The sequence below is a fragment of the Hydrogenophaga sp. IBVHS1 genome (genome assembly GCF_002127265.1).
Lineage (GTDB): Bacteria > Pseudomonadota > Gammaproteobacteria > Burkholderiales > Burkholderiaceae_C > Hydrogenophaga.
In genome coordinates this window covers 1,965,088-1,977,415 of sequence record NZ_NFUU01000001.1, presented here as the reverse complement: position 1 = coordinate 1,977,415, position 12,328 = coordinate 1,965,088, and the positions used below count along the sequence as shown (strand labels likewise).

Sequence of the window (12,328 nt, the reverse complement as noted above, 5' to 3'; positions counted from 1 at the left end):
CCATGCAGACCTCGATGGCGATCACGGCCCTGTTCATGGGTCTGGTGGGCGGTCCCCACTGCGTTGCCATGTGCGGAGCGGCCTGCGCCGGCATTGGCCGGGCGGCTGGCGAGCGCAGCACATCTGCGTTGATGACCTTTCAGTTCAGCCGCATGCTGGGCTACGCCTTGTTCGGAGCGCTGGCAGCGGGATCCGTGCAGGGGCTGGCCTGGCTGGGCACCAACACGGCTGTGCTGCGGCCTGTGTGGACCATGTTCCATGTGGCGGCGTTGCTGCTGGGCGTCGTGTTGCTCTGGCAGGCTCGGCAGCCCGCGTGGATTGAAACACTGGGACAGAACGTTTGGCGCAGGGCGCGGCCCGTGCTGGGCAGGCTGGGGCCGCGTGCGCCTCTGGTGCTGGGTGCGGGCTGGGCGCTCATGCCGTGTGGCCTGTTGTACTCGGCTTTGCTGGTGGCTTCGCTGTCGGCGAACGCGATGGAGGGCGCAGTCATCATGGCGCTGTTTGCGCTGGGCACCTCGGTCTCGCTCACGGCGGCGCCTTGGCTGATGCTGCGCCTGCGTGGCGCACGCTCCGGTGCCTTGGCCATTCGCCTGGCAGGGCTGGCCCTGGCGCTCACATCGGGCTGGGCGATCTGGATGGGCATCACGCAGCCAACCGGGCTTTGGTGCGCTTGAACCTGTAGATACTGCGATTGGGGATACTCATGTCCCATGAAGCACGAAGAACCGATCGATTTCTACTTTGATTTCCTGTCGATGTATGGCTACTTTGCGAGCCTGCGCATCGAGGCCATTGCAGCGCGCCATGGGCGCAGTGTCCGCTGGCACAGCATGTTGCTGGGGGTTTCGGTCATGAAGACCATGGGGCTCAAGCCCCTGCTGGAGACACCGCTCAAAGGCGACTACGTGGTGCGCGACAGCCTGCGCTACGTGCGCAAACATGGCCTGCAGCTGGCTCGCCAGCCGGCCGATCCGATGATGGATCCGCGCCCTGTAGCGCGTGCGTTTTACTGGTTGCGCCACAACCACCCTGGCACCGAAACCTCCTTCGCCAAAGAGGCGCTGGATCGTTATTGGCGCCTGGCGCAGGATCTCGGCAAACCCGAACGCGTAGCCGAGATCGCGCCGCTGCTCGGGCTGGAGGTGGCAGCTTTGCGGGAGGGGATGGAAAGCGACATCGCCCGCGACGAACTTCGCAACGCGGTGGCTGTGTCGCTCGAACGCGGCGTCTTCGGATCCCCATTCTTCATCGTCGACCGCGAACCCTTCTGGGGATCGGACCGCCTGGAACAACTGGACGACTGGCTTGCCACTGGCGGCTGGTGAAGCGATCAGCGGGTCGCGTCAGCCCGCCCCGGCAGCGTCGCCAGCACCAGCCCAAGCAGCGCGATACCGAACGCCACACCTTGCAGGAGGGTGAGTCGCTCGCCCATGAACAGCACGCCGATGGCGGCCGCGCTGATGGGCAGCATCACGGTGAACACACCCGCCTGAGAAGCCGGTACCACCTTCAGGCCGGTCATCCACAACCACACCGTCCACATGCTGGCGGCCAGCGCATAGAACACCAGCAGCATCCAGATCGGCGCAGCCACGGCGCCGAAGTCGAATTGCCACGCCGCCCAGATGCCGAATGGCGTGACCAGGGCGAAGCCCCACAGATTGATGACCGCAGAGATGCGTTTCGGGCTCATTCCCTCGGTCAGGCGCTTGCCGATGACCACGTAAGACGCCTCGCAGACCACGGCCGCGAAGACCAGCAGATTGCCCAGCAAGGCCTTGCTGACGCCGAACGGGCCGCTGTTGTCCACCAAGGCGCCCACTCCCGCATCGACCTTCTGCAAGGAAAAAAGCCCAATGCCGAGGGCTGCGCAGGCGATGCCTGCCGCGCTGCGCCAGCCGATGCGCTCGCGCAGAAACATCCAGCTCAGCACGGCCACCACAGCAGGAATCGAAGACATGACGACCCCGGCGGCCACCGCCGTCGTCATGCTCACGCCAAACAGCATGCAAATGGAGAACAGGAAATTGCCCAGGAACGATTCGAGGAACAGCAACCCGCGCATGCGCGGTGTGATGGGTGGCTCGCTGGCCGGTTTGCGCAGCCACGACCACATGGCCAGGCCGCCGATCCCAAAGCGCAGCCACGCCAGCAGGAACACGGGAAACACGAGCACCAGTGGTTTGGAAAGAGCGACATAGCTGCCCACCAGGGACATGCTCAATGCGAGGCAGGCGTATGCCCACCAGCGGTTCAGGGGAAGGTTGGGATTCACAGGGGGAGGGCGTCGGCACGAAAGTGGGCTGCATCATGCCCGATGAGCTGCTTGTCATTCCTGCATGAGAAATGCAAATGCCGCATTATGAAATAATAAAATGCTGCGCCGCATGAATTTTTCTCAATGCGAGAGAGCGCTTCCCGCATTGAGAAATTTGTCAAATACATCATTGAAAAACCTCAAGAAAATTCTTCTCTTATATAAGACATAAGAGCTTTCAAAACTCTTCTATAAGACTTAAAGTCACTCCATCGGTTTCCGGTTTGCAGCCCACCCGATGCAGCCCTGAAACCAGCCAATTCTCTTCAACCTCACGGAGTCCGTCATGCCCCAATCCCTCACCGAGCAACTCAGCCGCGCGCAACAGATCGAAGCCCTCGAAAAAGACTGGGCCACCAACCCGCGCTGGAAAGGCGTCAAGCGTGGCTATTCCGCCGCTGACGTGGTGCGCCTGCGTGGCAGCATGCAGATCGAGCACACGCTGGCCAAGCGCGGTGCTGAAAAGCTGTGGGACAAGGTCAACGGCGGTGCCAAGAAAGGCTACGTGAACGCCTTCGGCGCCATCAGTGCTGGCCAGGCCATGCAGCAAGCCAAGGCCGGCCTCGAAGCCGTGTACCTCTCTGGCTGGCAGGTGGCGGCCGATGGCAACACCTCCGAAACCATGTACCCCGACCAGTCGCTCTACGCCTACGATTCGGTCCCCACCATGGTTCGCCGCATCAACAACACCTTCAAGCGCGCAGATGAAATCCAGTGGGGTCGTGGCATCGAGCCGGGCAGCCCGGAGTTCATCGACTACTTTCTGCCCATCGTGGCCGATGCTGAAGCTGGTTTCGGTGGTGTGCTCAACGCCTTCGAACTGATGAAGAACATGATTGCCGCCGGCGCTGCTGGCGTGCACTTCGAAGACCAGCTGGCCGCCGTGAAGAAGTGTGGCCACATGGGTGGCAAGGTGCTCGTGCCCACCCAGGAAGCCTGCGAGAAACTGATTGCCGCGCGTTTCGCTGCCGACGTGATGGGTGTCTCCACCATCGTGCTGGCACGCACCGATGCTGAAGCCGCCAACCTGATCACCAGCGACCACGACGCCAACGACAAGCCCTTCCTGACTGGCGAGCGCACGCAGGAAGGCTTCTACCGCGTCAAGAACGGCCTGGAGCAGGCCATCAGCCGCGGCATTGCCTACGCGCCCTACGCCGACCTGGTGTGGTGCGAAACCGGCGTGCCCGACATCGGCTTCGCCCGCGAGTTCGCCCAGGCTGTGCAGGCCGCTTGCCCGGGAAAGCTGCTGTCGTACAACTGCTCGCCGTCGTTCAACTGGAAGAAGAACCTCAACGACAAGCAGATTGCCTCGTTCCAGGAAGACCTGGCCGCGCTGGGCTACAAGTACCAGTTCATTACGCTGGCCGGCATCCACATCAACTGGTTCAACACCTTCCAGTTCGCGCACGCCTATGCACGCGGCGAAGGCATGAAGCACTACACCGAGATGGTGCAGGAGCCCGAGTTCAAGGCGCGCGACAAGGGCTACACCTTCGTGTCGCATCAACAGGAAGTGGGCGCGGGTTACTTCGACGACGTGACCACCGTGATCCAGGGTGGCTCGTCCAGCGTGAAGGCGCTGACCGGCTCGACCGAAGAAGAGCAGTTCCACTGAATCGGCCGTAAGAGTAGAGGAGACGAAGCCCGGGGCATGCCCCGGGCTTTTTTGTGGGAAAATTCGATCTCTTCTGACTCAGCAAGAGCGAGAAAGGCAATCTGGTTATGACACCGCGAACTATGGAGTTGACACCCACGGCCCTCTGAGGCCCGCAGTTCGCGCCTGCCCGATTTCGTTTTCTCCCACACCAGCGCGGCCCCTGCCGCGCTTTTTTGTTTTCTGGACGACCATGCTGCACATCACGCTTCCCGACGGTTCCCAACGCGAGTTTCCCGGCCCGGTTACGGTTGCCGAAGTCGCATCCACCATTGGTGCCGGCCTGGCCAAGGCGGCTCTGGCTGGCAAGATCGGCGACAAAGTGGTCGACACCAGTTTTCTCATCACGCAGGACAGCCCGCTCGCCATCGTCACGGCCAAGGATGTCGATGGCCTGGAGGTGATCCGCCACTCGACAGCTCACTTGCTGGCCTACGCGGTCAAGGAGCTCTTCCCCGATGCCCAGGTGACCATCGGCCCAGTGATCGAGAACGGATTCTTCTACGACTTTTCCTACAAGCGGCCCTTCACGCCCGACGATCTGGCCGCCATCGAGAAGCGCATGGCCGAGCTGGCGGCCAAGGATGAGCCCGTGGTTCGGCGCGTGCTTCCGCGCGACGAAGCCGTGGCCTATTTCAAGGGCATGGGCGAGCACTACAAGGCCGAGATCATCGCCAGCATTCCGAGCAACGAGGATGTGTCGCTCTACCGAGAAGGCGCCTTTGAAGACCTGTGCCGAGGTCCCCACGTGCCCAGCACTGGCAAGCTCAAGCACTTCAAACTGATGAAGGTGGCGGGCGCCTATTGGCGTGGTGACCACCGCAACGAAATGCTGCAACGCATCTATGGCACGGCATGGGCCACCAAGGAAGAGCTTCAGGGCTACCTCACGATGCTGGAGGAGGCAGAGAAGCGCGATCACCGAAAGCTTGGGCGTGAACTGGATCTGTTCCACATGGAAGAAGCGGCGCCTGGGCTCGTGTTCTGGCACCCCAAGGGTTGGACCGTCTGGCAGGCGGTAGAGCAATACATGCGGGCGGTCTACCTCGACAACGGGTACCGGGAAGTGAAGGGCCCGCAGATTCTGGACAAGAGCCTCTGGGAGAAGACGGGCCACTGGGACAACTACCGCGACAACATGTTCACCACAGAATCGGAAAAGCGCGAATACGCGCTCAAGCCGATGAACTGCCCTGGGCACGTGCTGATTTTCAAGCAGGGCATCAAGAGCTATCGCGATCTGCCGTTGCGTTATGGCGAGTTTGGCCAGTGCCATCGCAACGAGCCGAGCGGCGCGCTGCACGGGATCATGCGGGTGCGTGGCTTCACGCAGGACGATGGGCACATTTTCTGCACCGAAGACCAGATCCTCGACGAATGCATTGCCTACACCGCGCTGCTGCAGAGGGTGTATGCAGACTTCGGTTTCAAGGACATCATCTACAAAGTGGCGACACGGCCGGAGAAGCGCGTGGGTTCCGACGAGCTGTGGGACAAGGCCGAGTTCGCGGTTATGGAGTCCTTGCGGCGTTCAGGCTGCGAATTCATCGTTTCGCCCGGCGATGGCGCCTTCTACGGGCCCAAGATCGAATACACGCTGAAGGATGCGATCGGTCGGCAGTGGCAATGCGGAACCATGCAGGTGGATTTCAACACCGCCGAACGCCTGGGTGGTGAATACGTGACCGAGACCAGTGGAAGGGCACACCCCGTCATGTTGCACCGTGCCATCGTCGGCAGCCTGGAGCGTTTCATCGGCATTCTCATCGAGCAGCACGCTGGCGCTCTGCCCGCCTGGCTCGCGCCGGAGCAGGTGGCGGTGCTCAACATCACCGATGGTCAGGCCGATTACTGTCGTGAAATCGCGAAAACGTTGCAGAATCAAGGGCTTAGGGTCGTGACCGACCTGCGCAACGAGAAAATAACGTATAAAATACGAGAGCACGCGTTGCAAAAGCTGCCTTTCATCCTCGTCGTGGGCGACAAAGAGAAGGCGGCTGGTGCCGTGGCTGTGCGGGCTCGAGGTAACAAAGACCTCGGTGTCATGCCGCTGGAAGCCTTTTCCAAACTCATTGCGGCAGACGTTTCATCCAAGGTTTGACATCAAACACAGGATCGAGGCCCTTGTAGCCATGGCGCCCCATGCTTGCGAGAGGGCGGCTGTGAGAGTCGCCGTTGTGTTTGATCAGCCCACGTAAAGGAACTCACCATAGCTACCAACTTTCGCGACCGCCGCCAGCGTGAAGAGCGCGCACACCGACTGAACCGGGAGATCATGGCACCCGAGGTCCGCCTCAACGGGCCAGAGAACGAGCCACTGGGTATCGTCAGTCTGCAAGAAGCGTTGCGCATGGCCGGTGAGCTGGATGTGGATCTGGTCGAAATTGCGGCCACTGCCGTCCCTCCCGTGTGTCGCCTGATGGACTATGGCAAGTTCAAGTACCAGGAGCAGAAGAAGGCCGCAGAGGCGAAAGCCAAGCAGACCGTCATCGAGATCAAGGAAATCAAGTTTCGCCCGGGCACGGACGACGGCGACTACAACATCAAGATGCGGAACATCCGCCGGTTCCTGGACGATGGCGACAAGTGCAAGATCACCTTGCGCTTTCGCGGCCGGGAAATTACCCACCAGGATCTGGGGTTGGCGCTTTTGAACCGCATTCGGGATGAGCTGGCTGATTCCATCGTGGTGGAGCAGTTTCCCAAGCTTGAGGGTCGGCAGATGATCATGATGATCGCGCCGGGGCGCAAGAAAACCGGCGGCGGAGCGTCCAAGCCGGCAGAGGTGGTGGCAGCACCGGCAGAAGGACAGCCAGCGGCCTGAAGCTGCAGGTGAAAGACAAAGGATTGGATCGCCAGAGTAGTCTCCTGGCGGTTCGAGGTGCAGTCCGAGAGGACTGACACCGAACGGGTGACCGAAAGGTTGCCCATAAAAGTGGCTCGGGGCCAACAAGTCCGCGGAAGGTTCGCGGCGCCTCACGAGCACAAATGAAAAGGAGCATGTAAATGCCCAAAATGAAGACCAAGAGCAGCGCGAAGAAGCGTTTTCGCGTTCGTCCCGGTGGCACCGTCAAGCGCGGTCAAGCCTTCAAACGTCACATCCTGACCAAGAAGACCACCAAGAACAAGCGCCACCTGCGGGGTGCGGTGACCGTGCATGAGACCAATATGGGTCACATGGCACAGATGCTGCCCGGCCAGGGCATTTGATCAACGACGAACAAGGAGTAACACATGCCTCGCGTCAAACGTGGTGTCACGGCTCGCGCCCGACACAAAAAAGTACTGGCTCTGGCCAAAGGTTTCCGCGGCCGCCGCGGTAACGTCTTCCGCATCGCCAAGCAGGCGGTGATGAAGGCAGGGCAATACGCCTACCGTGATCGCCGCACCAAAAAGCGCGTGTTCCGGCAGTTGTGGATTGCCCGTATCAACGCTGGTGCCCGCGCATGCGGCCTGACGTACAGCCAGTTCGCCAATGGCCTGAAGAAGGCTCAGATCGAAATCGACCGCAAGGTCCTGGCCGATCTGGCGGTGAACGACCCGGCTGCCTTTGGCAGCATCGTGGAGCAAGTCAAAGCCAAGCTGGCCGCTTGATTCACGGCAGGGAGTACCGCGTTGCCGCGGTGCTCGCCAGTCGCTCAAAGGGGTTGAGGCTTGAGGGGTTCCCTCGCTGGCTTCAACCCTTTTTTTGTTTCCCAACGATTCCATCACACACATGAACGAGTTGGACGAACTGGTCGAAGGCGCACGAGCCGCGTTTTCAAACGCCGCAGCCCCTTCCGACCTGGAAAACGCCAAGGCGCTGTTTCTGGGCAAGTCCGGCCGCATCACCGAGTTGATGAAGGGCATGGCCGCACTCTCGGTGGATCAAAAGAAGACGCGTGGCGCCGCCATCAACCTGGCCAAGCAGGCCATCGAGGTTGCACTCACCGAACGCCGTCAGGCGCTGGCCGATGCAGAGCTGGAGACGCAGCTGCGGGCCGAGGCACTGGACGTAACGCTTCCTGGGCGACATCGGGGTCAGGGCGGCCTTCATCCCGTGAGCCTCACGCTTGAACGCATCGAGGCTATCTTCGGGTCCATGGGTTTCGAGGTGGCCGAGGGACCCGAGATTGAATCCGACTGGTTCAACTTCACCGCGCTCAACACGCCAGAGGATCACCCGGCGCGCTCGATGCACGACACCTTTTACGTAGAAGGTGGCAGCGAAAAAGCCCCCAATCTTCTGCGCACGCACACGAGCCCCATGCAGATCCGCCACGCCGTGCAGCATGTCAAGCGACACCGCGCCGCGCTTGATGCAGGTCTTGGCATGCCGGAGATCCGCGTGATTGCACCGGGCCGGACTTACAGGGTGGACAGCGACGCCACCCATTCGCCGATGTTCCACCAGTGCGAAGGCCTGTGGATCGGTGAGAACGTGAGTTTCAAAGACCTGAAGTTCGTTTTCACCGATTTCTGCCGCACTTTCTTTGAGTCCGACGACCTTGTGCTTCGGTTCCGCCCGAGCTTCTTCCCGTTCACTGAGCCGAGCGCGGAAATCGACATCCAGTTTCAGCACGGCCCGCTGGCAGGCCGCTGGCTGGAGGTGGCGGGCTCTGGGCAGGTGCACCCGAACGTGGTGCGCAACATGGGCCTCGATCCCGAACGCTACATCGGCTTCGCTTTTGGCATGGGCCCGGATCGGCTGACCATGCTGCGCTATGGCGTCAACGACCTTCGCCTGTTCTTCGACGGCGACGTCCGCTTTCTCTCGCAATTCCGCTGAGATCCCGACATGCAATTTCCCGAATCCTGGCTGCGAGCCTTCTGCAACCCCCCTTTGACGAGCCAGCAACTCGCCGACACCCTGACCATGGCTGGTCTGGAAGTCGAAGAGTTGAATCCGGTGGCCCCTCCCTTTTCGCAGGTGGTGGTGGGCGAAATCAAAGCGGCAGAGCAACATCCCAATGCCGATCGCCTTCGTGTGTGCCAGGTGGACGTGGGGCAGGGCGATCTGCTCAATATTGTCTGTGGCGCCCCCAATGCTCGGGTGGGCATCAAGGTGCCTTGTGCATTGGTTGGCGCTGAACTGCCGCCCGGTGAAGATGGCAAGCCTTTTCAGATCAAGCTGGGCAAGCTGCGAGGTGTGGAAAGCCAGGGCATGCTGTGCTCGGCGCGGGAACTGAAGTTGTCCGAGGACCATGGCGGTCTGCTGGAGCTGCCTGCCGACGCACCTGTGGGCCGCAACATTCGCGAGCAGCTCTCCCTGGACGACATGCTGTTCACGCTCAAGCTCACGCCCAATCTGGCGCACTGCCTGAGCGTTTATGGCGTTGCACGCGAAGTGGCTGCGTTGACAGGCGCGCCTTTGGTCGAGCCTGTGTTCACGCCGGTGCCCGTGAGTCTTCAAGACCGCTTGCCAGTGAAAGTTCAGGCGCCCGATCTGTGCGGTCGTTTCTCGGGCCGTGTGGTGCGCGGCGTCAACACCCAGGCAATCACACCCGCCTGGATGGTCGAGCGGCTGGCCCGCTGTGGACAGCGCAGTGTGACCGCGCTGGTGGATATTTCCAACTACGTGATGTTCGAACTGGGACGCCCTTCCCACATCTTCGACCTCGACAAGATTCATGGCGGCCTCACCGTGCGCTGGGGTCAGGCGGGCGAAGCTCTGAAGCTGTTGAATGGCAGCACCGTCTCGGTGGATGCTGCGGTGGGCGTGATTGCCGACGACCACAATGTCGAGTCACTCGCCGGCATCATGGGCGGCGATGCCACCGCCGTTTCTGACAACACCCACAACATCTACATTGAAGCTGCGTTCTGGTGGCCCAAGGCGATCGCCGGCCGTTCACGCCGGTACAACTTTTCCACCGATGCGGGTCATCGGTTCGAACGCGGGGTGGACCCTTCCACCACCGTGGAGCACGTGGAACGGATCACGCAACTGGTGCTCGAAATTTGTGGCGGTCAGGCCGCCATCATGGACGACCAGGTGGTCAACGTTCCTGCAGCGAAAAGCGTAACCCTGCGAGTGGCGCGTGCGGCCAAAGTCACCGGCATGCCGCTCACGCAGGCGCAGTGCGCCGGAGCGCTGCGCCGCCTGGGTCTGTCTGTGGAGGAGGGCGATGGGCTGGTCACCGTCACGCCGCCTGCCTACCGCTTCGATCTCATGATCGAAGAAGATCTGATCGAAGAAGTGACCCGCGTCGTGGGTTACGAAAACCTTCCGGACACCCCGCCGCTGGCACCGATCACCGCCCGAATCCGTACCGAAGCACGCCGTGGCCCGTTCGCCGTGCGACGGCAACTGGCTCAGTTGGGCTATCAGGAAACCATCAACTTCAGCTTTGTCGAGGAGCGGTGGGAGCACGAGCTGGCCGGCAATCCTGCGCCGATCCGCCTTCTCAACCCGATCGCCAGCCAGATGAGCGTGATGCGTTCGTCGCTGCTCGGCAGCTTGATCGCGGTGCTGAAGTTCAACCTGGACCGTCGCGCCGACCGGGTGCGGCTGTTCGAGGTGGGCCGGGTGTTTCTGAAGGACGCTGCTGTGCCGGACAGCGACACCACCGTGGCGGGCTTTGCGCAACCCATGCGCGTGGCAGGTTTGTGCCACGGTCCGGTGGACGCGCTGCAATGGGGCGCGCCAGAGCGCGCGGTCGACTTCTTCGACGCGAAGGGTGACGTCCTGGCCCTTCTCTCGCCTCGAGAACCGGAGTTCCGGGTTGCCGAGCATCCCGCCATGCACCCGGGCCGTTGTGCCAGTGTCTGGCTGGAGGGTCAATGTGTGGGGTATGTGGGTGAATTGCACCCGCGCTGGCGCCAGGCCTATGAGCTGCCGCACGCGCCGGTCATGTTCGAACTGGATCTCGATGCCGTGCTGGTCCGTCCAGTACCAGCCTACCAGCCTGTCGGTCGTCACCAGGCGGTCGAGCGCGATCTGGCCATCGTTGTCAAGGAGGCGGTCACCCACGCCGCCGTGGTCGACGCGATTCGAGCGTCGGGCAACCCCTGGCTGCGCGATGTCTTGCTGTTCGATGTCTACCGACCCAAGAAGCAGGCGGGTGGCCAGGGCGGCGCAGGGACACTGGCTGAAGACGAAAAAAGCCTGGCGCTGCGGCTGGTGCTCAATCGTGACGACGCTACACTGACCGAAGAAGACATCGAAGCGACCGTCAAGGGCGCGTTGGCGTCCGTGGAGCAGCGCCTGGCCGGCCGGCTGCGCACCTGATCAAAATCGAGGATGGAGATACCCCGCATGGAACTCGCTGTTGAAAGTCTGGAGACCCCGGCGTTGACCAAGGCGCAACTCGCCGAGCTGCTGTTCGACCAGATTGGCCTGAACAAGCGCGAATCCAAGGACATGATCGACGCCTTCTTTGATCTCGTCACCGACAGCCTTGTCGACGGCAGCGATGTGAAGATCTCGGGCTTTGGCAATTTCCAGATTCGCACCAAGGCGCCCCGTCCAGGGCGCAATCCGCGCACGGGTGAACCTGTGGCCATTCAGGCACGCCGCGTGGTCACATTCCACGCCAGCCCGAAGCTCAAAGAGCAGGTGCAAACCGCCGTCATCGGCGCTTAAGCAGCCCCCAACGGGGGTGATTTTCCGGGTGCAGTCCTCCAGTTCGACTGGAATTCTGTTGGCGTGACCGACGCATCTGCACCGGCTTGCAATGTCGTTTGCAACATTTCACACGGATTTCGTCAATCCTCCGCGCACGGCTGCTCGAGTTAGAGTAGATTTCAAGGTTCGGTCTGTACTGCCTTGATTTTGATGGAAAAATCACTTCCGCCCATCCCCGCAAAGCGCTACTTCACCATTGGTGAAGTGGGCGAGTTGTGTGGCGTCAAGCCGCATGTGCTTAGATACTGGGAGCAAGAGTTCACGCAGTTGAGGCCCATGAAGCGCCGCGGCAACCGACGCTATTACCAGCATCACGAAGTGTTGATGATCCGCCGCATCCGCGAGTTGCTCTACGACCAGGGTTTCACCATCAGTGGCGCACGCAACAAACTGCAGGAAATCGTGCAGGCCGAGCGAGACAAGCGGCGCAGCGAAGATGGTGAAGCGATTGAAGTGATCGAGCTGGACGAGATGTTGCAAGGCGGCGGTGTAGTGGCCCGATTTATTGAAGCGGACGACCCCGAGTTTCGCGAATCGGGCTCCTTGCTTCACGATGTGCGGCGCGAGTTGCTCGAAATCCGCGAGCTTCTGCGGCACACGGCCTGAATGGGGCTTGTTTGCCAGCTATAATTTAAGGCTTGTCGGCGTGTAGCGCAGCCTGGTAGCGCACTTGCATGGGGTGCAAGGGGTCGCGAGTTCGAATCCCGCCACGCCGACCATTTTTTTCGCAGAAGCCCGGTGCCGCAAG

Annotated in this window: 12 protein-coding genes and 1 tRNA gene; 12 read left to right on the top strand and 1 reads right to left on the bottom strand. The window is 61.3% G+C overall.

The genetic code is table 11. The features are described 5' to 3' along the window. The first annotated feature begins 2 nt into the window (after positions 1-2). Entirely contained in the window at positions 3-674 is a 672-nt protein-coding gene (locus CAP37_RS09385; protein WP_086123918.1) for a sulfite exporter TauE/SafE family protein, read from the top strand. A 36-nt stretch (positions 675-710) separates the two neighbouring features. Beyond that, entirely contained in the window at positions 711-1,325 is a 615-nt protein-coding gene (locus CAP37_RS09380) for a 2-hydroxychromene-2-carboxylate isomerase (RefSeq protein WP_086123917.1), read from the top strand. Positions 1,326-1,330: 5 nt separating this feature from the next. On the opposite strand, the gene CAP37_RS09375 is transcribed toward CAP37_RS09380, so the two are convergent. Continuing rightward, the gene (locus CAP37_RS09375; RefSeq protein ID WP_373271088.1) at positions 1,331-2,218 is read right to left on the bottom strand and encodes a DMT family transporter; all 888 of its coding nucleotides are present in this window, start codon (positions 2,216-2,218) and stop codon (positions 1,331-1,333) included. Between the two features lie 385 nt (positions 2,219-2,603). Here CAP37_RS09375 and aceA point away from each other — a divergent pair, with 385 nt between their 5' ends. The 10 genes from aceA to CAP37_RS09325 all read left to right on the top strand — a co-directional run bounded on the left by aceA (position 2,604) and on the right by CAP37_RS09325 (position 12,299). Further along, positions 2,604-3,935 carry an isocitrate lyase gene (gene aceA / locus CAP37_RS09370; protein ID WP_086123915.1) on the top strand — a complete coding sequence of 444 codons (1,332 nt, stop codon included), beginning with the start codon at positions 2,604-2,606 and terminating at the stop codon, positions 3,933-3,935. Positions 3,936-4,167: 232 nt separating this feature from the next. Next, positions 4,168-6,075, top strand: coding sequence for a threonine--tRNA ligase (thrS, locus tag CAP37_RS09365; RefSeq protein ID WP_086123914.1), 1,908 nt, complete (start codon positions 4,168-4,170; stop codon positions 6,073-6,075). Between the two features lie 108 nt (positions 6,076-6,183). Further along, positions 6,184-6,798, top strand: coding sequence for a translation initiation factor IF-3 (gene infC, locus CAP37_RS09360; protein ID WP_086123913.1), 615 nt, complete (start codon positions 6,184-6,186; stop codon positions 6,796-6,798). 182 nt (positions 6,799-6,980) lie between these two features. Then, positions 6,981-7,184 carry a 50S ribosomal protein L35 gene (gene rpmI, locus CAP37_RS09355; RefSeq protein WP_066266229.1) on the top strand — a complete coding sequence of 68 codons (204 nt, stop codon included), beginning with the start codon at positions 6,981-6,983 and terminating at the stop codon, positions 7,182-7,184. Between the two features lie 24 nt (positions 7,185-7,208). Further along, positions 7,209-7,568 (top strand): 50S ribosomal protein L20, encoded by a 360-nt coding sequence (gene rplT / locus CAP37_RS09350; RefSeq protein ID WP_086120609.1) that lies wholly within the window; start codon positions 7,209-7,211, stop codon positions 7,566-7,568. 121 nt (positions 7,569-7,689) lie between these two features. Beyond that, a complete protein-coding gene (gene pheS, locus CAP37_RS09345) occupies positions 7,690-8,742 on the top strand; it encodes a phenylalanine--tRNA ligase subunit alpha (RefSeq protein WP_086124910.1) in 1,053 nt (350 codons plus the stop codon). 9 nt (positions 8,743-8,751) lie between these two features. Next, positions 8,752-11,184 carry a phenylalanine--tRNA ligase subunit beta gene (pheT, locus tag CAP37_RS09340; RefSeq protein WP_086123912.1) on the top strand — a complete coding sequence of 811 codons (2,433 nt, stop codon included), beginning with the start codon at positions 8,752-8,754 and terminating at the stop codon, positions 11,182-11,184. A 27-nt stretch (positions 11,185-11,211) separates the two neighbouring features. Continuing rightward, a complete protein-coding gene (locus tag CAP37_RS09335; protein WP_086123911.1) occupies positions 11,212-11,538 on the top strand; it encodes an integration host factor subunit alpha in 327 nt (108 codons plus the stop codon). A gap of 192 nt (positions 11,539-11,730) precedes the next feature. Further along, the gene (locus CAP37_RS09330; RefSeq protein WP_086123910.1) at positions 11,731-12,186 is read left to right on the top strand and encodes a MerR family transcriptional regulator; all 456 of its coding nucleotides are present in this window, start codon (positions 11,731-11,733) and stop codon (positions 12,184-12,186) included. Between the two features lie 36 nt (positions 12,187-12,222). Continuing rightward, positions 12,223-12,299 (top strand) — tRNA-Pro (locus CAP37_RS09325). Positions 12,300-12,328: the final 29 nt, after the last annotated feature.